The sequence below is a fragment of the Streptomyces sp. TN58 genome, assembly GCF_001941845.1.
GTDB lineage: Bacteria > Actinomycetota > Actinomycetes > Streptomycetales > Streptomycetaceae > Streptomyces.
Genome location: NZ_CP018870.1, coordinates 3,889,793 through 3,911,424 on the forward strand (window position 1 = coordinate 3,889,793; position 21,632 = coordinate 3,911,424).

The following is a 21,632-nucleotide window of genomic DNA, read 5'->3' on the forward strand; positions in this document are numbered from 1 at the left end:
GCCGGAATGGTGGCAGTGACCCCGGAAACGGGCCCGGACGCGGCCCTGGGGACAGACGAGACGGACGGGACGGGCATGACGGCTGACCTGGGCGCCCAGCTCGCGGCGGCGTTCGACGCCGCCGTGGCGGCGGACGAGCGCGTGGAACCGCGCGACTGGATGCCGGAGCAGTACCGCGCCTCCCTGGTCCGGCAGATGGCGCAGCACGCCCACTCCGAGATCATCGGCATGCAGCCCGAGGCCAACTGGATCACCCGCGCGCCCTCGCTGCGCCGCAAGGCCATCCTGATGGCCAAGGTCCAGGACGAGGCGGGCCACGGCCTGTATCTCTACAGCGCCGCCGAAACCCTCGGCACCAGCCGCGACGAGCTCCTCGACAAGCTCCACTCGGGGAAGCAGAAGTACTCCTCGATCTTCAACTACCCGACCCTGACCTGGGCGGACGTCGGCGCCATCGGCTGGCTCGTGGACGGCGCGGCGATCACCAACCAGGTGCCGATCTGCCGCTGCTCCTACGGTCCCTACGCCCGTGCCATGGTCCGCATCTGCAAGGAGGAGTCCTTCCACCAGCGCCAGGGCTTCGAGCTCCTCATGGCCCTGTCCAAGGGCACCGAGGAGCAGCACGCCATGGCGCAGGACGCGGTGAACCGCTGGTGGTGGCCCTCGCTGATGATGTTCGGCCCGCCGGACGACGAGTCCGCGCACTCGGCGCAGTCGATGGCCTGGCGCATCAAGCGCCACTCGAACGACGAGCTGCGCCAGCGGTTCGTGGACATCGCCGTCCCCCAGGCCGAAGCCCTCGGCCTGACCCTGCCCGACCCGGACCTGAAGTGGAACGAGGAGCGCGGGCACCACGACTTCGGCGCCATCGACTGGGCCGAGTTCTGGGACGTGCTCAAGGGCAACGGCCCCTGCAACGAGCAGCGGATCGGCCAGCGCCGCAGGGCTCACGAGGAAGGCGCCTGGGTGCGCGACGCGGCCGCCGCGTACGCACAGAAGCAGGCGGCACAGCAGCCGGCGAAGCCCGCCGGACAGAACGAGGAGGCACGGGTATGACGCAGAACTGGCCCCTGTGGGAGGTGTTCGTGCGCTCGCGCCGCGGCCTCTCGCACACGCACGCGGGAAGCCTGCACGCCCCCGACGCGGAGATGGCCCTGCGCAACGCCCGCGACCTCTACACCCGGCGCAACGAGGGCATCTCGATCTGGGTGGTCCCCTCCACCGCGATCACCGCATCCTCGCCGGACGAGCGGGACCCCTTCTTCGCCCCGTCCGCCGACAAGCCCTACCGGCACCCCACCTTCTACGACATCCCGGAGGGGGTGAGCCACCTGTGACCGGCATCGACACCACCGCCACCACCGCCGACGCCACCACCGCGGCGGCCCTCGCCCTCGGCGACGACGCGCTGATCCTCTCCCACCGCCTCGGCGAGTGGGCGGGGCACGCCCCCGTCCTGGAGGAGGAGGTCGCCCTCGCCAACATCGCGCTCGACCTGCTCGGCCAGGCCCGCATCCTGCTGTCCATGGTCGGCGACGAGGACGAGCTGGCGTTCCTGCGCGAGGAGCGGTCCTTCCGCAACCTGCAGCTGGTCGAGCAGCCGAACGGCGACTTCGCCCACACCATCGCCCGCCAGCTCTACTTCTCCGTCCACCAGCACGAGCTGTACGCGGAACTCGCCCGCGGGGAAGGCCCGTTCGCGCCGCTCGCGGCCAAGGCCGTCAAGGAGACGGCGTACCACCGCGACCACGCCGAGCAGTGGACCCTGCGGCTCGGCGACGGCACCGAGGAGAGCCACGCCCGCATGCAGGCGGCGCTGCAGGCGCTGTGGAAGTTCACCGGGGAGCTCTTCCAGCCGGTCGAGGGCCTCGACGGCGTGGACTGGGCCGCGCTCGAAGAGCGCTGGCTGGCCGCGCTGACCGATGTCGTGGAGCGGGCCGGGCTCACCCTGCCCGAAGGACCGCGCACCGGCGCCTGGGCGGCCGGAGCCGGCCGCCAGGGCCTGCACACCGAGTCCTTCGGCCGGATGCTGGCCGAGATGCAGCATCTGCACCGCAGCCACCCGGGGGCGTCATGGTGACCGGCGCCGACGTCGCGACGACCCGCCTGGAGGCCGAGCTGGCCGAGCTGGCCGGCTCCGTCCCCGACCCCGAGCTGCCCGTGCTCACCCTCGGCGAGCTGGGCGTGGTGCGCGGCGTGCGGATGCACGACGACGGCCACGCCGAGGTCACCCTGACCCCCACCTACACCGGCTGCCCGGCCATCGAGGCCATGTCGGCCGACATCGAGCGGGTCCTGACCGGCCACGGCATCCCCGACGTCCGGGTGACCACCGTGCTGGCACCGGCCTGGTCGACGGACGACATCAGCGCCGAGGGCCGCCGCAAGCTGGCCGAGTTCGGCATCGCCCCGCCCCGGCCGCACGCGGCCGGCGGGCCGGTCCCGGTGTCCCTGTCCGTCCGCTGCCCGAACTGCGGATCGACCGACACCGAGCTGCTCAGCCGCTTCTCCTCCACCGCGTGCAAGGCGCTGCGCCGCTGCACCTCCTGCCGCGAACCGTTCGACCACTTCAAGGAGCTGTAGATGGCCGCCCCCCGCCACGGCGCGTTCCACCCGCTGACGGTGGCGGAAGTCGACCGGCTCACCGACGACTCGGTGGCGCTGACCCTCCGGGTCCCCGAGGACCTGCGCGAGGACTACCGGCACGCCCCCGGCCAGCACCTGACGCTGCGCCGCACCGCCCCGGAGGGCGGCACCGAGGTCCGCCGCACCTACTCGATCTGCTCGCCCGCCCCCACGGCGGACGGCCCGGGCCCCGCCCACCTGCGCGTCGGGGTGCGGCTGGTGGAGGGCGGGGAGTTCTCCACCTTCGCGCACAAGGAGATCGCGGCCGGCGACGTGCTGGACGTGATGGTCCCGGCCGGGCGCTTCGTGCTGGATCCCGCCGCGGCCCCCGCCGCCGGGCACTACGCCGCGATCGTCGGCGGCAGCGGCATCACGCCCGTGCTGTCGATCGCCGCGAGCCTCCTGGCCGCGCGGGCCGACGCCCGTTTCTGCCTGGTGCGCAGCGACCGTACGGCCGCCTCGACGATGTTCCTGGAGGAGGTCGCCGACCTCAAGGACCGCTATCCCTCGCGGTTCCAGCTGGTCACGGTCCTCTCCCGGGAGGAGCAGGAGTCCGGGCTGCCCTCCGGCCGGCTGGACGAGGCGCGGCTGACGTCGCTGCTGCCCGCGCTGCTGCCGGTGGCCGAGGTGACCGGCTGGTTCCTGTGCGGGCCCTACGGCCTGGTGCAGGGCGCCGAGCGGGCCCTGCACGGCCTCGGCATCGCCCGGACCCGGGTGCACGAGGAGATCTTCCACGTCGAGGACACCATCCCCGCGCCGGTCCGCTCGGCGGCCTCCGCCGCGGCTGCGGCCGGCCGGGTCACCGCACGGCTCGACGGGCGCTCCGGTACCTGGCCCGTCCAGGAGGGCGAGTCCCTGCTGGACGCGGTGCTCCGCAACCGCGCGGACGCCCCGTACGCCTGCAAGGGCGGCGTCTGCGGCACGTGCCGGGCGTTCGTGGTGTCCGGCGAGGTCCGGATGGACCGGAACTTCGCCCTGGAGGCGGAGGAGACGGACGCGGGCTTCGTCCTGGCCTGCCAGTCGCACCCCGTCACCGAGGAAGTGGAGATCGACTTCGACCGCTAGGCCCTGCCGGCCGCTGTCCTCCCCTGTCCATTTTCAGGAACGTGTTCTATCTTGACGCCCCGTCAGGTCGGAACGGGAGGACAGGCAGTGGACTTCACCTTCACCGAGGAACAGCGGGCCGCCGTCGAGGCGGCCAAGGCCGTGTTCGCGGATGTCGTACCCGACGGCGTGCCCAGCCCCGCTCTCACCCCGGGTGCCGTCGCCGAGGACTTCGACCGCCCCCTGTGGGCCAAGCTCGCCGCGTCCGACCTCCTCGGCCTCGTCCTCGCCGAGGAGTACGGCGGCGCGGGCCTGGACACCATCGCCCTGTGCCTCGTCCTGCGCGAGGCCGGCCGGGTGCTGGCCCGTGTCCCGCTGCTGGAACACTGCGCGACCGCCATGGCCGTACAGGCGTACGGCAGCCCCGAACTGGCCGCCGCCCTGCTGCCCGGCGCCGGGCACGGCACGCTCGTCCTGACCGCCGCCGCGCACGGCCGCTCCGGCCACGACCCGGCCGAACTCGCCGTCACCGCACGCCTCGACGGCGAGGCGTGGATCCTGGAGGGCACCCAGACCGCCGTCCCCTGGGCACACACCGCCGACTGGATCGCCGTACCCGCCCACACCGGCGAGGGCGACGCCGTCCTCGCGCTGGTCCCGCGCACCGCCGCGGGCCTCGCCCTCGCCGAGCAGGTCTCCACCACCGGGGAGCGCCTCGCCGAACTCGCCCTGGACGGCGTACGGGTGGAGCGGACCCACCTGATCGACACCCGGGCAGCCTGGGAACGGCTCCACCAGGTGCTCACCACCGGCACCTGCGCCCTGGCCCTCGGGCTGGGCGAGGCCGTCCTCGGCATGACGAGCGGGTACACAGGCAAGCGCGAGCAGTTCGGCTTCCCGGTGGCCACCTTCCAGGCGGTCGCCGTCCAGACCGCCGACCGCTACATCGACCTGCGCGCCATGGAGGTCACGCTCTGGCAGGCCGCCTGGCGGCTCGACGCCGCGACGGGCGGCGCCGGCGGTCCGCTGCCGGTCGCCGGTGACGTGGCGGTCGCCAAGATCTGGGCCTCGGAGGGCGTACGCAGGGTCGTACAGACCGCCCAGCACCTGCACGGCGGCTTCGGCGCCGACACGGACTACCCGCTGCACCGCTACCACGCCTGGGCCAAGCAGCTGGAGCTCCAGCTGGGTCCGGCGGCCGCGCACGAGGAGGCCCTGGGCGACCTGCTGGCCGCCCACCCCCTCGGCTGAGCCCGCAGGCTCGGCGCAGGGCTCAGAGGACGAAGGCCGGGCTTCCGTTGTCCGTCACCATCGGCCGGCCGGCACCGTCCCAGGCCTGCATCCCGCCGTCGACGTTCACGGCGTCGATGTCCTGGCGCACCAGGTACTGGGTGACCTGCGCGGAACGCCCGCCGACCCGGCACATCACGTACACGCGGCGGCCGTCCTCGACGGCCTCCGTCAGCTCGCCGAAGCGGGCCACGAAGTCGCTCATCGGGATGTGCAGAGCGCCCTCGACGTGCCCGGCCGCCCATTCGTCGTCCTCACGGACGTCGAGGACGAAGCCTTCGGAGGGCACCGCGGCGGCGTCCACCGAAGGAAGCGGTCCGAAGTTCATAACTGTCGCCTTCTCTCTTCACAGGTCTGCGGCCAACCTATCCGACCCGCGGCCCCGGCCACGTCCGTGCGCAGGCCCCGCCCTCACTCGGCGGCGAGCTCGGCCGCCAGCTGCGCCTCGCGCTCGGAGACCTGCGCCAGCAGCTGCTCCGCGATCTCCTCCAGCAGCCGGTCCGGGTCGTCGGGAGCCATCCGCAGCATCGACCCGATCGCGCTCTCCTCCAGCTCCTTCGCCACGAGCGCCAGCAGCTCCTTGCGGCGCGCCAGCCACTCCAGCCGGGCGTACAGCTCGTCGCTCTCGCCGGGCGCGGAGGCCTCGGGCGCCGGCCCGGCCGCCCACTCCTCGGCCAACTCTCGCAGCAGCCCCTCGTCACCCCGCCCGTACGCGGCGTTGACCCGGGCGATGAACGCGTCGCGGCGCTCCCGCTCGCCCTCCTCCTGGGCCAGGTCGGGGTGGGCCTGGCGGACCAGCTCGCGGTAGAGGCGGCGGACCTCCTCCGAGGGCCTGACCCGCTCCGGCGGCCGCACGGGCCGGTCGGTGAGCATCGCCGCGGCGTCGTCGGAGATGCCGTCCGAGTCCAGCCAGTCGTGGAACAGCTCGTCCACGCCGGGCATCGGCATGACCAGCGAGCGCGCGTCCTGGGCCCGCCGCAGGTCCTCGGCATCACCGGTGCGCGCCGCCTTCGCCTCGGCGATCAGCGCGTCCAGCTCGTCCAGCCGCGTGTACATGGGGCCGAGCTTCTGGTGGTGCAGGCGGGAGAAGTTCTCCACCTCCACACGGAAGGTCTCCACCGCGATCTCGAACTCGATCAGCGCCTGCTCGGCGGCTCGTACGGCCCGCTCCAGGCGCGCCTCGGGGCGCTCCTCGCCGGCGGCGGAGGAGTCGCCGGGCGCACCGGGGACTGTCTGCTCAGGGTGCTCGGTCTGCTCGCTCACCCGGCCAGGGTACGGGCCCGCCCGCGCGGGCGATGTTTCACGTGAAACACCGCTCACGCAAAACACCGCCCGTCGCGCGGCGGCCGCGCGACCGCGCGTCCTACACCCCGGTCTCGGCGGCGATCCGGCCGGACCGCACCGCGGCCACGAGGTCGGCGTGGTCGGCCTCGGTGCGGTCCGCGTAGGCCACCGCGAAGGCCGCCATCGCCTCCTCCAGCTCCTCGTTCTTGCCGCAGTAGCCGGCCAGCAGCCGGGGATCGACGCTGTGCGCGTGCGCCCGGGCCAGCAGGGCCCCGGTCATGCGCCCGTAGTCGTCGATCTGGTCGGGAGCCAGCGCCCCCGGGTCCACGCTGCCCTTGCGGTTGCGGAACTGGCGGACCTGGTACGGGCGCCCCTCCACCGTGGTCCAGCCCAGCATGATGTCGGAGACCACCTGCATCCGCTTCTGCCCGGCCACCACCCGGCGGCCCTCGTGCTCCTCCGGCTCGGAGGTGAAGCCCACCCCCGGCAGGTGCGGCAGCAGCACCGACGGCCGGGCCTCCTTCACCTGGAGCACCAGCGGTTCGCCCCGGTGGTCGAGCAGCAGGACCACGTACGAGCGGGTGCCGACACTCCCGGTGCCCACCACGCGGAAGGCCACGTCGTGGATCGCGTACCGGGCCAGCAGCGGCAGCCGGTCGCCCTGCAGGGTCTGCAGGTACGGCCCGAGCGAGGCCGCCACGGCCGCCGCCTCGGCGTCCGTGACGCGCCGCAGTACGGGCAGCGCGTCGACGAAGCGGCGGCCGCCGTCCGGTCCGACCTCGGTCGACCTGGTGGCGAACCGGGCCGAGGTGTTGTTGCGGGCCTTCTCCGAGACCCGCTCCAGGGTGCCCAGCAGATCGTGGGCGTCGGCGTGCGAGACCAGTTCCTCGTCGGCGATGGCGTTCCACGCGTCGAGCGCGGGAAGCCTGGCCAGCAGCCGCATGGTCCGCCGGTAGGCGCCCACGGCGTCGAAAGCGGCCGCCCGGCAGGTGACCTCGTCCGCGCCGACCACCCGGCCGGCCAGGACCAGTGAGGCGGCCAGCCGCTTCACGTCCCACTCCCACGGACCGAACACGGTCTCGTCGAAGTCGTTCAGGTCGATGACGAGCCGGCCCCGCGCATCCCCGTAGAGGCCGAAGTTCGCCGCGTGCGCGTCGCCGCAGATCTGCGCGCCGACGCCCGTCACCGGTCCGCCGGACAGGTCGTGTGCCATCAGCCCGGCCGCCCCGCGCAGGAACGCGAAGGGGTTGGCGGCCATCCGGCCGACCCGTATCGGCGTCAGTTCCGCCACCCGCCCGGCGTTGGACTCCTCCACCGCCCGCACCGCGTCCGGCCGTCCGGCCGGCACCTCGAAGCCGGCGTGCGCCGCCCTCGGCAGGCGGGCGCGCAGCGCCTTGCCCGCCTCCTTCGGAGAGTCCGCCGCCACGCGCGGCGCGAACCCCGCCACGTCCGGAATCCGCTGTCCCGCCACCACCGCCATCGGCGCCGCCCCCACCCGTTCATCTGATCGCTTCGAGAACGCGCTGACCGTACCTAGTGCTGCGACCGTAAGGGTTCACCGGGTCGCGGCGCCCGGTACGGCACCTCGCCGCGTTGTCGGACCACGCACGTACGTCCGGTACGAGCCGTGGCCCTCCGCCTTGCGATGCACCGCACCGGACGCGGCGCCCCGGCCAGCCTTCCCGGCCACAGCACTACAGTCCGGCGTCCCTGGCCAGCAGTGCCGCCTGGACCCGGTTCTCGCAGCCCAGCTTCGCCAGGATCCGGCTCACGTACGTCTTCACGGTGGCCTCGCTCATGTGCAGGCGCCGGCCCGCGTCCGCGTTGGACAGTCCCTCGCCGAGCAGCGCCAGGACCCCCCGCTCCCGCTCGCTCAACTCGGCGACCTGGCGGCGGGCCTCCTCACCGCGCGCGGCCGCCCTCCCGGACGCCAGCTGGTCCACCACGTGCCGGGTGGCCCCCGGCGAGAGGTAGGCGTCCCCCGCCGCGGCGGCGCGGACCGCCCCGATCAGCTCGCCCGGCGCCGAGTCCTTGAGCAGGAACCCCGCCCCGCCCTGGCCCAGCGCCCGCAGCACGTTCTCCTTCTCGCCGAAGGTTGTCAGGATCAGCGCCCGCACCTCCGGCGCGGCCCGACGCAGCTCGCCCAGCGCGCTCAGGCCGTCCAGCACCGGCATCTGGATGTCGAGCAGCATCACCGCGGGGGTGTGGGCGAGGGCCAGATCCACCGCTTCCCGGCCGTTCGCCGCCTCCGCGACGACCTCGATGTCCGGCGCCGAGGTCAGGATCATCCTGATCCCGGCCCGGATCAGCGGCTCGTCGTCTGCGATCACCACTCTGATCACTTCGGCTGTCACCCGTGCTCCTACTGCTTGACCTCGTACGCCTGCTTGTCCACGAGCTTGCCGTCCTGGAAGCAGAACCGGAACACCAGGTCCGTGGTCAGTGAGTCGGTGGGCTGGTCGTCGGCCAGCAGCGCCAGGCACTCCGAACCCTGCGGCCGGGGCGGCCCCTTCCGGTCGGCTCCCGCGGTCAGGAAGCTCTCGCCGCTCGGCAGCCGGTCCCGGACCGCCTGCTCGGCCTCGCCGACCTGCACGGCGTCGTACTCGTCCCGGCTGATCATCGCGTCGCCCACGGAGTCCAGCAGCAGCAGCACCGCGGCGATCACGACGATCACCAGCACCACCACCGCCGCGAAGGCGATTCCGCAGCCCACGGCGATGCCTCCGCTGCGGCTGGGCACCCGTACGGCCAGCTCCCGGTCGACCGCCGCCCAGTCCATCGGCTGCTGCTCGCCGCGCCGCCCCCGCGTGAGCTTCTGGGCCTGCGCCTGCTGCCCGAAGTCGTCCGCCACGTCCTGGGCGCCGGCCGGCTCCGCGCCGTACGGCAGCACGCCCGCCACCCGGAACCCGCCGCCCGCGGCGGGACCCGCGTGCACCATGCCGCCGACCAGCCGGGCCCGCTCCCGCAGCCCCGTCAGACCCTGCCCGCCCGACACCACACCCTCGCCCGGACCGGCCGAGGGCCCGTTCGCTATCTCCACCACCAGCGAGTCGTCCTCGTAGCGCAGCTCGACGGTGATCGCCGCCCCCGGAGCGTGCTTGTAGGCGTTCGTCAGGGCCTCCTGCACGATCCTGTACGCGGCGTGGTCGCACGCCGCGACCAGCGGCCTCGGCCGCCCGGAGGTGGTCATCCGCACCTCGGTCCCGGCTCCCCGGGCCGCCTCCACCACCCCCGCGATCCCGGCCACGCCGCGCGCCGCGGGCTGGGCCTCCTCCACCGGGGGCGGCGCCTCCACGCCGTCGCGCAGGATGCCGACGACCTCGCGCAGTTCGTGCATCGCGGACACCGAGGCCTGGCGCAGCACGCCGACGGCCTCCTTCTGACGGTCGGTGAGCACGGGATCCACCTCCAGCGCACCCGTGTGCACGGAGATCAACGCCAGCTGGTGGCCGAGGCTGTCGTGCATGTCCTGGGCTATGCGCTGCCGCTCGCGCAGCCGCGCCTGCCCGGCGACCATGGCCCGCTCGCGCAGCAGCTGGCCGTTGCGCTCGTGCAGCGCGGCCAGCAGCGTGCGGCGCTGCGACCAGTACCGGCTGGCCAGACCCGGCATCACGGTGACCGCGAGGAACATCAGGGTGGAGAACACGATCACCAGGAGCGGTCGCATCTGCGACCACTGCGCCACCACGCTCAGGCCGATCGACGCGACGAAGGCCAGCGTGAAGGCACCGAGCGCCCGGCCCACGCCGACGATCCGCCGCCCGGACGACCAGCCCAGCAGCGGCAGGACGAAGAACAGCCCCGGGAGGACGGCGCTCAGCGCCGAGCCCGACACGAGCGCCGCCGCCGGCAGCCGCCTGCGCAGCAGGGTCAGCGCCACCACGACCACGGCGCCCAGCAGCATCCGCCGCCCGGACCCACCGTCGAGTTCCTCCACCCCCAGTCCGAGGATGGCCAGCACACCGGCGAGAGCGAGGTCCCCCGCCAGCATCCGCCGCGTCCACGGGTCGGGCCCCCTGAGCCAGTCCCAGCCCGCACGTGTCTTCGCCATCACATCCACGCGGCCGACCCTAGACAGCCGCCCCCGTCCCCGGCTGCCCTCTTTCGTCTCGTCCGCCGCGACGAAAGTCGGATCGGGCGGGAGCAGTTGGAGCGGTCCGCGCCTGCGGCCGCCCCGCCGTGACCGACGCCACACCGCGGGCACCGGTTGACCGGAGACGGCCGTGCGGTGGGTCACGCGCACGCGACCGTCGCGGGGCAATGCGAAACGGCCGCCACCGCTTTCGCGGTGACGACCGTCTCGTCGATGTGGGCGAGGGGGGATTTGAACCCCCACGTCCCGAAGGACACTGGCACCTGAAGCCAGCGCGTCTGCCGTTCCGCCACTCGCCCGAGCAGCGTCCCAGTGGTCTTCCCTTTCGGGCCGTTCCCCTGGCGACGTCGAAACATTAGCACGTAGAACGGGGTGGATTCACATCGCTTTCCCCGGGGGCACACGCCCTGGCACGGACTGCCCCTCCCGCACTCCGCTCCCGGTGCGGGACACTGTTCCCGGAGCGCCCCTACGATCGCTTGTGAGGACCAACACTCGTCCCCACAGGAGCGATGGGGAACCACCCGAATCCGCCACGCGTGGATACGATCAGTAAGCAGTACAGGGCGACAACGACGGAGGAGGTGCCCCATGGGAGTTCTGAAGCGGTTCGAGCAGCGACTCGAAGGTCTGGTGAACGGCACCTTCGCCAAGGTGTTCAAGTCCGAGGTCCAGCCGGTGGAGATCGCCGGAGCCCTCCAGCGGGAGTGCGACAACAACGCCACCATCTGGAACCGCGAGCGGACCGTCGTCCCCAACGACTTCATCGTGGAGCTCAGCGCCGGCGACTACGACCGTCTGAGCCCCTACTCCGGGCAGCTCGGCGACGAGCTCGCGGGCCTCGTCCGCGACTACGCCAAGCAGCAGCGGTACAGCTTCATGGGTCCCATCAAGGTCCACCTGGAGAAGGCCGAGGACCTGGACACCGGGCTCTACCGGGTCCGCAGCCGCACCCTGGCCTCCAGCACCTCCCAGCCGCAGGGGGCCCCGCCGTCCCCGGCGAGCGGCTACGGCTACCCGCCGGTCGCCGCACCGCCCATGCCCGCCGGCCCGCCCCCGGGCGGACCCGGTGCCCGCCGGCCCGCCCCCGGCGGTCCCGGCGCGGCGGCCCCGGTGGGACCGGGCGGCCCCCGGCGGCACTGGATCGAGATCAACGGCACCCGCCACCAGATCTCGCGCCCCACGCTCGTACTCGGCCGAAGCACCGAAGCCGACGTGCGGATCGACGACCCCGGCGTATCGCGCCGGCACTGTGAGATCCGGACCGGAACGCCCTCGACGATCCAGGATCTCGGGTCCACCAACGGCATCGTGGTGGACGGGCAGCACACCACCCGCGCTACGCTCCGCGACGGCTCGCGGATCGTCGTGGGCAGCACCACCATCATTTACCGGCAAGCCGAAGGGTGAAGCGGGGGCAATGTCAGAGCTGACCCTGACGGTCATGCGGTTGGGTTTCCTGGCCGTTCTGTGGCTGTTCGTCATCGTGGCCGTTCAGGTCATCCGCAGCGATCTCTTCGGTACGAGAGTGACCCAGCGCGGCTCCCGCCGCGGCGGCGCCGGCGGCGCCCCGCAGCAGGGCGGCCGCCAGGCCGCGCCTCCGCAGCAGCGCCAGCGTCGCGGTGCGCCCACCAAGCTCGTCGTCTCCGAGGGCATCCTCACGGGAACCACCGTGGCCCTCGCCGGACAGACGATCACCCTGGGCCGCGCCCACGACTCCACGATCGTGCTGGACGACGACTACGCGTCCAGCCGCCATGCCAGGATCTACCCCGACCGTGACGGCCAGTGGATCGTCGAGGATCTCGGGTCCACCAACGGCACGTATCTCGACCGGACCCGGCTGACCACCCCGACGCCCATTCCGCCGGGCGCACCGATCCGCATCGGCAAGACCGTCATCGAGCTGCGGAAGTAGTACGAGAATGAGCGAGCGGAGCGAGCGCGCGGCGGTGATCCGTGCCACCGAGGACACGGACACGAGCGCGCTCCCGACCGGAGGGTGGGCAGTGTGGCTCGTCGAGACCGGTTGTACCCGGAGGAAGCTTCGTCGACAGGGCAGGTGCGCATGAGTCTGTCCCTGCGGTTCGCCGCCGGATCCCACAAGGGCATGATCCGTGAGGGGAACGAGGACTCCGGCTACGCCGGCCCGCGTCTCCTGGCGATCGCCGACGGCATGGGAGGCCAGGCCGCCGGCGAGGTCGCGAGCTCCGAGGTGATCTCCACCCTCGTGCAGCTCGACGACGACGTCCCGGGCTCCGACCTCCTGACCTCCCTCGCCACCGCCGTGCAGCGCGCCAACGACCAGCTGCGCGTCATGGTGGAGGAGGACCCCCAGCTCGAAGGCATGGGGACCACCCTCACCGCGCTGCTGTGGACCGGCCAGCGCCTGGGTCTCGTCCACGTCGGCGACTCCCGCGCCTACCTGCTCCGCGACGGCGTCCTCACGCAGATCACCCAGGACCACACGTGGGTGCAGCGCCTGGTCGACGAGGGCCGCATCACGGAGGAGGAGGCGACGACCCACCCGCAGCGCTCCCTGCTCATGCGCGCGCTGGGCAGCGGCGACATCGTCGAGCCCGACCTCTCCATCCGCGAGGTCCGCGCCGGCGACCGCTACCTGATCTGCTCCGACGGGCTCTCCGGCGTCGTCTCCCACCAGACCCTGGAGGAGACCCTCGCCGACTACCACGGCCCCCGCGAGACCGTGCAGTCCCTGATCCAGCTCGCGCTGCGCGGCGGCGGGCCGGACAACATCACCTGCATCGTCGCGGACGTCCTCGACACCGACAGCGGCGACACCCTCGCCGCCCAGGTCAACGACACCCCGGTGGTCGTCGGCGCGGTCGCCGAGAACCAGCACCAGCTCTTCGACGGCGGCAACGCCATGCAGTCCGCGGCCGGCCGCGCCGCCGGCCTCGGCCGCCAGGCCCCGCCGCCCGCGGGCTCCTTCGGCCCTCCCGGCAGCGGCGACGCCCCCGGCTACGGGTACGGCGACCAGGGCCAGGGCGGCGGCTACGGCACCTTCGGCGAAGCCGACGGCTACGACGGCGACTCCGGCTACGACGACAGCTACGACCACCCCCGCAGGCGCCGCGGCAAAGGGCGCAAGTGGACCACCCGCACACTGACCCTGCTCGTCGTCGCCGGTGTCATCGGCGGCGGCCTCTACGCCGGCTGGCGCTGGACCCAGACCCAGTTCTACGTCGGCGTGAAGGGCGAGCACGTCGCGCTCTTCCGCGGCATCAGCCCGAAGCTCGGACCGCTGGAGCTCTCCAAGGTGGAGACCGACCGCCCCGACATCGAACTGAAGTACCTGCCGCCCTTCAAGCGCAAGCTGGTCGAGGCCACCATCAGCGAGGGCAGCCTCGACGGTGCCCGCAAGAAGCTGGACGACCTCGGCGTCCAGGTCTCAGCCTGCAAGAAGGACGAGGAGCGCCGAGGCGCCGAGGCGCAGAACAGCCAGACACCCGGCCCCAGCCTGACTCCCGAGGAGCAGCAGCTGGTCGGCCTGTGCGGAAAGTAGCCCGCGGGCGCAGGGGGCCTGCCACACCATGAGCGTTGTCACCAACACGACCACCATCGGCGCCATCGAGCTGCCGAGCCGGCGGAACACCGAGCTCGTGCTGCTCGCCTTCGCCGTGGTCATCCCGATCTTCGCCTACGCCAACGTGGGTCTGGCGATCCACGGCGAGCTGCCCCCCGGCATGTTCGCCTACGGGGCCGGCTTCGCCGTCCTCGCCGGCATAGCGCACTTCGTCGTACGCCGGTACGCGAAGTACGCCGACCCGCTGCTGCTGCCGCTCGCCACCCTGCTGAACGGCCTCGGCGTCGTCCTGATCTGGCGCCTGGACCAGTCCGTGCGGCTGCAGAACCTCGCCAAGCGCAGCTTCGGCGACTTCTCGCCCTCCGCGCCCCGCCAGATGATGTACACGGCGCTGGCGATCGCCCTGTTCGCCGCCGTGCTGCTGATCCTGAAGGACCACCGCGTCCTGCAGCGGTTCACGTACATCTCCATGGCCGGCGCGCTGGTGCTGCTGATCCTGCCCGTCGTCCCGGGCCTGGGCGCCGACGTCTTCGGCGCCAAGATCTGGATCAGCGTGGGCGGCTTCTCCATCCAGCCCGGCGAGTTCGCCAAGATCGTCATCGCGATCTTCTTCGCCGGCTATCTGATGGTGAAGCGCGACGCGCTCGCCCTGGCGAGCCGCCGCTTCATGGGGCTCTACCTGCCGCGCGGCCGCGACCTCGGCCCGATCCTGATGATCTGGGCGATGAGCCTGCTGGTCCTGGTCTTCGAGAACGACCTCGGCACCTCGCTGCTCTTCTTCGGCATGTTCGTGATCATGCTGTACGTGGCCACCGAGCGCACCAGCTGGATCGTCATCGGCCTGCTGATGTCGGTCGGCGGCGCGGTCGTGGTGGCCTCCTTCGCCAGCCACGTCCAGGCCCGCGTCAACGCCTGGCTCGACCCCTTCGGCTGCTACACCACCTCGGGCGCCTGTGAGCAGGTCGGCCAGTCGATCATGAGCTTCGGCTCCGGCGGCGTCCTCGGCGCCGGCTGGGGGCAGGGCAACTCCGACCTGATCGGCTTCGCCGCCAACTCCGACTTCATCTTCTCCACCGTCGGCGAAGAGCTCGGCCTCTCCGGCGTGATGGCCTTCCTCCTGGTCTACGGGCTCATCATCGAGCGGGGCGTCCGCACCGCCCTCGCCGCCCGCGACCCCTTCGGCAAGCTGTTCGCCATCGGCCTCTCCGGCGCCTTCGCCCTCCAGATCTTCGTCGTCGCCGGCGGAGTCATGGGGCTCATCCCCCTCACCGGCATGACGATGCCCTTCCTCGCGTCCGGCGGTTCCTCCGTCCTCGCGAACTGGATCCTCATCGCCGTCCTCATCCGGATCAGCGACACCGCCCGCCGCCCGGCACCGGCTCCCGCCCCGTCCCCCGACTCCGAGATGACCCAGGTGGTCCGCCCGTCATGAACAAGCCCCTGCGCCGCATCTCGCTGTTCTGCGGGCTGCTCGTCCTCGCGCTGCTGATCCGGACCAACTGGCTGCAGTACGTCCAGGCCGAGGAACTCAGCACGCGCAAGGAGAACCGACGGGTCCAGATCGCCCAGTACGCGACCGAGCGCGGCAACATCATCGTCCAGGGCGAGCCGATCACCGGTTCCGCGGTCACCGACGGCAGCGACTACAAGTACAAGCGCACCTACACCGAAGGGGAGCTCTGGTCCCCGGTCACCGGGTACGCCTCGCAGGCCTTCGGCGCCACCCAGCTCGAATCGCTTGAGGACGGCATCCTCACCGGCAACGACGACCGGCTGTTCTTCGACCGCACCATCGGCATGTTCACCGGCGAGAAGAAGCAGGGCGGCAACGTCGTCACCACGCTCAACCGCGCCGCGCAGAAGGCCGCCTTCGAGAAGCTCGGCAACAAGAAGGGTGCGGTCGCCGCGATCGACCCGCGCACCGGTGCCATCCTCGCGCTGGTCTCCACGCCCTCGTACGACCCGTCGAGCTTCGCCGGCAACTCCAAGGCCGACGAGAAGGCGTGGGTCGAGCTGAAGGACAGCGAGGACAAGAAGCTCGTCAACCGCGCCCTGCGCGAGACCTACCCGCCCGGCTCCACCTTCAAGGTGGTCACCGCCGCGGCCGCCCTGGAGCACGGCGTGGTCGACAAGATCGACGACCCGACGGACACCCCCGAGCCGTACATCCTCCCGGGTACCCGGACCCAGCTGCCCAACTCCCACACCGGTTGCGAGAAGGCCAGCCTCAACGAGGCGCTGCGCATCTCCTGCAACTCCGTCTTCGCGAACCTCGGCGACAAGGTCACCCGCGACAAGATGGTGGAGACGGCGGAGAAGTTCGGCTTCAACAACGACAAGATCGACACTCCGGTCCGCGCCTTCGCCAGCGTCTACGACAAGAAGATGGGCCGGGACGGCAACGCCCAGAGCGCGATCGGCCAGTTCAACACCGCCGCCACCCCGCTGCAGATGGCCATGGTCACGGCGGCGATCGCCAACGACGGCAAGCTGATGAAGCCCTACATGGTGGACAACCTCACGGCTCCCAACCTCGACATCATCGAGAAGCACGAGCCGCAGGAGATGAGCCGGCCGCTGTCCGCGGACAACGCGCAGAAGCTCCAGCAGATGATGGTCAACGTCGTCGAGAAGGGCACCGGCGAGAAGGCCAAGATCAAGAACGTGACGGTCGGCGGCAAGACCGGTACGGCGCAGCACGGCGAGGGCAACAAGAAGCGCCCGTACGCCTGGTTCATCTCCTACGCCGAGAACCCGGACGGCACCTCGCCCGTCGCCGTCGCCGTCGTGATCGAGGACAGCGAGGGCACCGCCCGCGACGACATCAGCGGTGGCGGTCTGGCCGCTCCGGTCGCCAAGGCGGTCATGGAAGCGGTGCTGGGCAGCCAGGGGTGAACAGGGGATCACGGACCGGAGTACGTGACGCAGGTCACTGAATCCGGCCGGGATCCGCGCGTACGGTACCGGTCCAGTATCAGCCTGTGGCCACGAACCGATCACGGACGATCGGCCGGTAGCCTTTGCGCGAACAGCACACCGCCGGACCACACACAGGTGCGGTCGGGACTGACGGAGAGGGCTGCAACGTTATGGAAGAGCCGCGTCGCCTCGGCGGCCGGTACGAGCTGAGCCACGTGCTCGGCCGCGGTGGCATGGCCGAGGTCTACCTCGGCCACGACACCCGGCTCGGCCGTACCGTCGCCGTCAAGACCCTGCGTGCCGACCTCGCCCGCGACCCGTCCTTCCAGGCCCGGTTCCGGCGCGAGGCCCAGTCGGCCGCGTCGCTGAACCACCCGGCGATCGTCGCCGTCTACGACACCGGCGAGGACTACGTCGACAACATCTCCATCCCGTACATCGTGATGGAGTACGTCGACGGTTCGACCCTGCGCGAACTGCTGCACTCGGGTCGCAAGCTGCTGCCGGAGCGCACGCTGGAGATGTGCATCGGCATCCTCCAGGCGCTTGAGTACTCGCACCGCGCCGGCATCGTGCACCGCGACATCAAGCCCGCCAACGTGATGCTGACCCGCACCGGCCAGGTCAAGGTCATGGACTTCGGCATCGCCCGCGCCATGGGCGACTCCGGCATGACCATGACGCAGACGGCCGCCGTGATCGGCACCGCCCAGTACCTCTCGCCGGAGCAGGCCAAGGGCGAGCAGGTCGACGCACGCTCCGACCTCTACTCCGCGGGCTGCCTCCTCTACGAACTCCTCTGCGTGCGGCCCCCGTTCGTCGGCGACTCCCCGGTGGCGGTGGCGTACCAGCACGTACGGGAGGAGCCGCAGCCCCCGTCGAACTTCGACCCCGAGATCACGCCCGAGATGGACGCCATCGTCCTCAAGGCACTGGTCAAGGACCCCGACTACCGCTACCAGTCGGCGGACGAGATGCGCGCCGACATCGAGGCCTGCCTCGACGGCCAGCCCGTCGCCGCCACCGCCGCCATGGGCGCGGCCGGCTACGGCTACCCGGATCCGGGGCACGGCTACGGCCCGCAGGGCTACGACCAGCCCACCACCGCCCTGCGCGCCACCGACGCGGGCGCCCAGACGTCGATGATGCCGCCCATGCCCCCGGGCGACGGCGGCTACGGCTACGGCGACCAGGGCCACGGCGGCTACGACCAGGGCCCGAACCGCCGCCAGAGCCAGAAGAAGAGCAGGGCGTCCACCGTGCTGCTCGTGGCGGCCGGCCTCCTCGTCCTCGTCGGCGCGATCCTCATCGGCCGCTCCCTCTTCGGGGACACGGCCGACAACCGCCCCGCCGTGCCCAAGCTCGTGGGCCAGACCCTGGAACAGGCGTCGAAGAGCGGCGAGAACGTCGGGCTCAAGGTCGTCAAGGGCGCCGACGCGCCCTGCGACGACCAGCCCAAGGGCAACGTCTGCAAGCAGGACCCGGTGGCCGGGACCAAGGTCGAGGACGGGTCGACGGTCACGGTCACGGTGTCCTCGGGCGCCCCGAAGGTGTTGGTCCTCAACGTGCTCGACAGGAAGTTCGAGGACGCCGAGAAGGCGCTGAAGGAGAAGGGCTTCCAGGTCGACCGCAAGACCCAGGAGTCCGAGCGCACCCCGGGCACCGTCCTGGAGCAGAACCCGGAGCCCGGCTCGGAGGCGGAGAAGAACAGCGTCGTCACGCTGACGGTCGCCAAGGAGCAGTCCAAGTCCGAGGTCCCCGAGCTCAAGGGCAAGACCAAGGACGAGGCGGAGAAGGCGCTCAAGGCCGTCAACCTGCGGCTCGGCAGTGTCACCGAGTCCGACCAGCCGGGAGCCGTTCCGGGCACGGTCATCACCCAGCAGTTCGCCGCGGGCCAGCAGCTGGAGCAGAACAAGACGGTGAACATCACCATCGCCAAGGCCGCGCAGGCCACGGTCGTGCCGAACTTCGCCGGTCGGACCCTGGGCCAGTACAAGAACGAACTCCAGCGGGCCAACCTGCGGGTCGGCATCGTCGCCGGCCCGTCGGACGACAACGCCATCGTGATCACCACCGACCCGCCGCCGGGCACCCCGGCCGTCTCCGGCCAGGCGGTCAACCTGGGCACCATCGCGGGACAGCAGGACGGCGGGAACAACGGCGGCATCTTCGGCGGGCTGACCGGCGGCGGAGGCCGCCGCTGACGCCGACGGCGTAGCAGCGCAGTGCAGAAGGCCCGGCCCTCTCAGGTGAGAGGGACCGGGCCTTTCGTTCGGCAGGCCCCGGGCGGCGCCACTGGGCCGCCTGCACGCCGTACGGGACTCCTGAGGTGTTCAGGGGCTCAAAGGGACTCCCGTGGCGTCACAGGGCTCCCTGGGGCCTCCTCGGGCCTCCTGGAGCCCTCCAGGCCTGTTTCAGCGCAGCTCCGCCGGGGGCGTGCGCTCGGCGTCGACCTTCTCCGTACGGACCAGCTCGCCCCACACGATGTACCGGTACTTCGAGGTGTAGACCGGCGTGCAGGTGGTGAGTGTGATGTACCGGCCGGGGGTGGTCTTCCCGGAGTCCTTGGGGACGGCGTTGATCACGTCGGTGTTGTACTTCGAGGTCTGGCGCAGCTCCGCGAAGACCTTGTAGACGTACCAGGTGTCCCGGGTCTCGAAGACGACCGCGTCGCCGGCCTTCACCTTGTCGATGTTGTGGAACTTCGCGCCGTGGCCGTCCCGGTGCGCGGCGAGCGAGAAGTTCCCCTTCTCGTCCCACGGCAGCGCCGACTTCACCGGCTCGGTGTAGTAGCCGGCGACGCCGTCGTCGAGGACGTCGGGCGCGGTACCCGCCTTGACGAGCACCTCGCCGTTCCGCATCGCCGGGACGTGCAGGAAGCCGACGCCGCCCTGGGTGTCCAGTGCCCCGGGTCCGGCCTGCGCGGGGGCCGGCTTCTGCCACTGCCGGCGGATCTCGTCGCCCCGCGCGGCGGCCTGCCGGTCCGCGAGCACGTTCGTCCACCACAGCGAGTAGGCCACGAACAGGCCCAGCACCAGACCCGTCGTGATCAGGACCTCGCCCAACAGGCTCAGGAACCCCGCGAGCACACTGCGGCTGCCGGCGGGCGGGGCCGCGGCGCGGCGGCTGGCACGAGACACTGCTTGATTCGTCCTTAACTGGTCAGCGCGGGCGGCGGGCCCTGGCTGCGGGGGCGTTCACCGGTCATCCTGCCCCATACGATCATCCGGTAGGTGCTGGTGAACTCCGGGGTGCAGGTCGTCAGGGTGATGTACCGGCCCGGGACGGTGAACCCGGAGCCCTCCGGAACGGGCTTGATCACCCCGACGTTCGTCGGCGGGGTCTGCGCCAGCGACGAGGTCGTCTCGTACGTGTAGTACGCGTCCCGGGTCTCGACCACGACGGGATCCCCGGGCACCAGCCGGTTGATGTAGCGGAACGGCTCGCCGTGGGTGTTGCGGTGTCCGGCCACCGCGAAGTTGCCCTGCTTGTCGGCCGGCATGGCGGTCTTCAGCGCGCCCTCGCCGTAGTGCCCGACCATGCCCTTGTCCAGCACCTTGGGCTTGCTGATGCCCTCGGCGACGGGGACCTTCACGTCCAGTTTGGGGATGTGGAGGATGGCGAAGCCCTGGCCCGGCTCGAAGGCCGTCACGGGCGGTGCGGCGGCGCCGCCGTCCGGCTGCCGTTCCCAGGTCTGCAGCAGGGAGCCGGCGGCGCCGTTCGCCGTCCGCTCGGCCAGCAGGTTCGTGTACCAGAGCTGGTAGGCGACGAACAGCAGCATCACCAGGCCCATCGTGATGAAGAGCTCCCCGCCCAGCCGGCTCGCGATGACCGCCGGGCCGCCGGACGGCGGCCGCTTGCGACGCCGCCCGCCCCGCCTCCGGGTGTTCCTGGCGGCCCGCTTCGCGGCCTCCTGAGCTGCCCTGCGTCGCGCGGCCCGGCCCTCCGTGGGGGCGGACGGCGCGACGGTCGTCACGCGACGGCCTTGCCCACCACCGGGGCCAGCCCCACCGAGCGTTCCACCGCGCCCGCGTCACCGCAGCGCACCAGCCAGTTCGCGAGCATCCGGTGGCCCCATTCGGTCAGCACCGACTCCGGGTGGAACTGCACGCCCTCGACGTCGTGCTCCCGGTGGCGCAGGCCCATGATGATCCCGTCCTCGGTCCTGGCCGTGACCTCCAGGACGTCGGGCAGGGTCCCGGGCTCGGCGGCGAGGGAGTGGTAGCGGGTCGCCGTGAACGGCGAGGGCAGTCCCTCGAACACGCCCAGGCCCTCGTGCTCCACCGGCGAGGTCTTGCCGTGCAGCAGCTCGGGCGCCCGCCCCACGACGCCCCCGTAGGCGACCGCCATCGACTGCATGCCGAGGCACACGCCGAAGACGGGGACACCGGTGCCGGCGCAGTGCCGGACCATGTCGACGCAGACGCCCGCCTCCTCCGGGGTGCCCGGGCCGGGGGAGAGCAGTACGCCGTCGAAGCCGTCCTGCGCGTGGGCGAGGGCGACCTCGTCGTTGCGCAGCACCTCGCATTCGGCTCCGAGCTGGTACAGGTACTGGACCAGGTTGAAGACGAAGCTGTCGTAGTTGTCTACCACCAGAATGCGTGCGCTCACGGAGTGGCTCCCGATCCCTCGTCCACCGTCACGTCGTTGAACGGAAGGAGCGGCTCGGCCCAGGGGAAGACGTACTGGAACAGCACGAAGACCACGGCGAGGACCAGTACGAGTGAGATCAGCGCGCGCACCCACGCGTTGCCCGGCAGATGCCGCCAGATCCAGCCGTACATACCGCCTGATTCCTTTTCGTCCACATTCGTTCACCGCACCGCGGGG

At 71.7% G+C, this 21,632-nt stretch carries 20 protein-coding genes, 1 tRNA gene and 1 pseudogene; 12 read left to right on the forward strand and 10 right to left on the reverse strand.

Translation table 11 applies throughout. The annotated features are described in order from the left end of the window. Positions 1 to 6 precede the first annotated feature (6 nt). From paaA to BSL84_RS17635, 6 genes are all read left to right on the forward strand, one after another. Complete coding sequence (gene paaA, locus BSL84_RS17610; RefSeq protein WP_030026916.1) at positions 7 to 1,056, forward strand: 1,2-phenylacetyl-CoA epoxidase subunit PaaA; 1,050 nt, start codon at positions 7 to 9, stop codon at positions 1,054 to 1,056. Beyond that, positions 1,053 to 1,337, forward strand: coding sequence for a 1,2-phenylacetyl-CoA epoxidase subunit PaaB (paaB, locus tag BSL84_RS17615; RefSeq protein ID WP_030026914.1), 285 nt, complete (start codon positions 1,053 to 1,055; stop codon positions 1,335 to 1,337). The genes paaA and paaB overlap by 4 nt, the downstream gene beginning before the upstream one ends. Beyond that, positions 1,334 to 2,080 carry a 1,2-phenylacetyl-CoA epoxidase subunit PaaC gene (gene paaC / locus BSL84_RS17620; RefSeq protein WP_420711093.1) on the forward strand — a complete coding sequence of 249 codons (747 nt, stop codon included), beginning with the start codon at positions 1,334 to 1,336 and terminating at the stop codon, positions 2,078 to 2,080. The genes paaB and paaC overlap by 4 nt, the downstream gene beginning before the upstream one ends. Next, a complete protein-coding gene (gene paaD / locus BSL84_RS17625) occupies positions 2,074 to 2,583 on the forward strand; it encodes a 1,2-phenylacetyl-CoA epoxidase subunit PaaD (RefSeq protein ID WP_075970714.1) in 510 nt (169 codons plus the stop codon). The genes paaC and paaD overlap by 7 nt, the downstream gene beginning before the upstream one ends. Continuing rightward, complete coding sequence (locus tag BSL84_RS17630) at positions 2,584 to 3,690, forward strand: 2Fe-2S iron-sulfur cluster-binding protein (RefSeq protein ID WP_030026911.1); 1,107 nt, start codon at positions 2,584 to 2,586, stop codon at positions 3,688 to 3,690. A gap of 87 nt (positions 3,691 to 3,777) precedes the next feature. Beyond that, a complete protein-coding gene (locus tag BSL84_RS17635; RefSeq protein ID WP_075970715.1) occupies positions 3,778 to 4,920 on the forward strand; it encodes an acyl-CoA dehydrogenase family protein in 1,143 nt (380 codons plus the stop codon). Between the two features lie 22 nt (positions 4,921 to 4,942). Here BSL84_RS17635 and BSL84_RS17640 read toward each other — a convergent pair whose 3' ends face one another. The 6 genes from BSL84_RS17640 to BSL84_RS17665 all read right to left on the reverse strand — a co-directional run bounded on the left by BSL84_RS17640 (position 4,943) and on the right by BSL84_RS17665 (position 10,635). Next, positions 4,943 to 5,287 (reverse strand): rhodanese-like domain-containing protein, encoded by a 345-nt coding sequence (locus BSL84_RS17640; protein ID WP_030026908.1) that lies wholly within the window; start codon positions 5,285 to 5,287, stop codon positions 4,943 to 4,945. An 83-nt stretch (positions 5,288 to 5,370) separates the two neighbouring features. Then, on the reverse strand, positions 5,371 to 6,222 hold the full coding sequence (locus tag BSL84_RS17645) for a hypothetical protein (RefSeq protein WP_037660947.1): 852 nt from the start codon (positions 6,220 to 6,222) through the stop codon (positions 5,371 to 5,373). Positions 6,223 to 6,322: 100 nt separating this feature from the next. Next, positions 6,323 to 7,723, reverse strand: a complete 1,401-nt coding sequence (locus BSL84_RS17650) for a DUF2252 domain-containing protein (protein WP_045320611.1) — start codon at positions 7,721 to 7,723, stop codon at positions 6,323 to 6,325. A gap of 214 nt (positions 7,724 to 7,937) precedes the next feature. Beyond that, complete coding sequence (locus BSL84_RS17655; RefSeq protein ID WP_037664010.1) at positions 7,938 to 8,597, reverse strand: response regulator; 660 nt, start codon at positions 8,595 to 8,597, stop codon at positions 7,938 to 7,940. Between the two features lie 8 nt (positions 8,598 to 8,605). Next, on the reverse strand, positions 8,606 to 10,294 hold the full coding sequence (locus BSL84_RS17660; protein ID WP_079273231.1) for a sensor histidine kinase: 1,689 nt from the start codon (positions 10,292 to 10,294) through the stop codon (positions 8,606 to 8,608). 258 nt (positions 10,295 to 10,552) lie between these two features. Further along, positions 10,553 to 10,635 (reverse strand) — tRNA-Leu (locus tag BSL84_RS17665). 292 nt (positions 10,636 to 10,927) lie between these two features. On the opposite strand from BSL84_RS17665, the gene BSL84_RS17670 reads away from it, so the two are divergent. The 6 genes from BSL84_RS17670 to pknB all read left to right on the forward strand — a co-directional run bounded on the left by BSL84_RS17670 (position 10,928) and on the right by pknB (position 19,006). Next, positions 10,928 to 11,746 (forward strand): FhaA domain-containing protein, encoded by an 819-nt coding sequence (locus tag BSL84_RS17670; protein ID WP_045320615.1) that lies wholly within the window; start codon positions 10,928 to 10,930, stop codon positions 11,744 to 11,746. Between the two features lie 10 nt (positions 11,747 to 11,756). Then, positions 11,757 to 12,254, forward strand: coding sequence for an FHA domain-containing protein FhaB/FipA (locus BSL84_RS17675; RefSeq protein ID WP_045320616.1), 498 nt, complete (start codon positions 11,757 to 11,759; stop codon positions 12,252 to 12,254). Between the two features lie 150 nt (positions 12,255 to 12,404). Continuing rightward, positions 12,405 to 13,862 (forward strand): PP2C family protein-serine/threonine phosphatase, encoded by a 1,458-nt coding sequence (locus BSL84_RS17680; protein ID WP_045320617.1) that lies wholly within the window; start codon positions 12,405 to 12,407, stop codon positions 13,860 to 13,862. Between the two features lie 28 nt (positions 13,863 to 13,890). Continuing rightward, positions 13,891 to 15,315, forward strand: coding sequence for an FtsW/RodA/SpoVE family cell cycle protein (locus tag BSL84_RS17685; RefSeq protein WP_030028117.1), 1,425 nt, complete (start codon positions 13,891 to 13,893; stop codon positions 15,313 to 15,315). Beyond that, positions 15,312 to 16,778 (forward strand): peptidoglycan D,D-transpeptidase FtsI family protein, encoded by a 1,467-nt coding sequence (locus BSL84_RS17690; protein ID WP_045320618.1) that lies wholly within the window; start codon positions 15,312 to 15,314, stop codon positions 16,776 to 16,778. The genes BSL84_RS17685 and BSL84_RS17690 overlap by 4 nt, the downstream gene beginning before the upstream one ends. A gap of 194 nt (positions 16,779 to 16,972) precedes the next feature. Next, a complete protein-coding gene (pknB, locus tag BSL84_RS17700; RefSeq protein ID WP_030028120.1) occupies positions 16,973 to 19,006 on the forward strand; it encodes a Stk1 family PASTA domain-containing Ser/Thr kinase in 2,034 nt (677 codons plus the stop codon). Between the two features lie 210 nt (positions 19,007 to 19,216). Here the strand turns inward: pknB and BSL84_RS17705 are convergent, their stop codons facing one another. From BSL84_RS17705 to BSL84_RS36550, 4 genes and pseudogenes are all read right to left on the reverse strand, one after another. After that, positions 19,217 to 19,942 carry a class E sortase gene (locus BSL84_RS17705; RefSeq protein WP_075970717.1) on the reverse strand — a complete coding sequence of 242 codons (726 nt, stop codon included), beginning with the start codon at positions 19,940 to 19,942 and terminating at the stop codon, positions 19,217 to 19,219. Positions 19,943 to 19,956: 14 nt separating this feature from the next. Beyond that, positions 19,957 to 20,625 (reverse strand): annotated as a pseudogene (locus BSL84_RS17710) (class E sortase); the annotation flags it as partial. 149 nt (positions 20,626 to 20,774) lie between these two features. Beyond that, positions 20,775 to 21,413: an aminodeoxychorismate/anthranilate synthase component II gene (locus tag BSL84_RS17715; protein WP_030028125.1), complete on the reverse strand. Its 639-nt coding sequence runs from the start codon at positions 21,411 to 21,413 to the stop codon at positions 20,775 to 20,777. Then, positions 21,410 to 21,586: a hypothetical protein gene (locus BSL84_RS36550; protein WP_030011120.1), complete on the reverse strand. Its 177-nt coding sequence runs from the start codon at positions 21,584 to 21,586 to the stop codon at positions 21,410 to 21,412. The genes BSL84_RS17715 and BSL84_RS36550 overlap by 4 nt, the downstream gene beginning before the upstream one ends. Between the last annotated feature and the right edge of the window lie 46 nt (positions 21,587 to 21,632).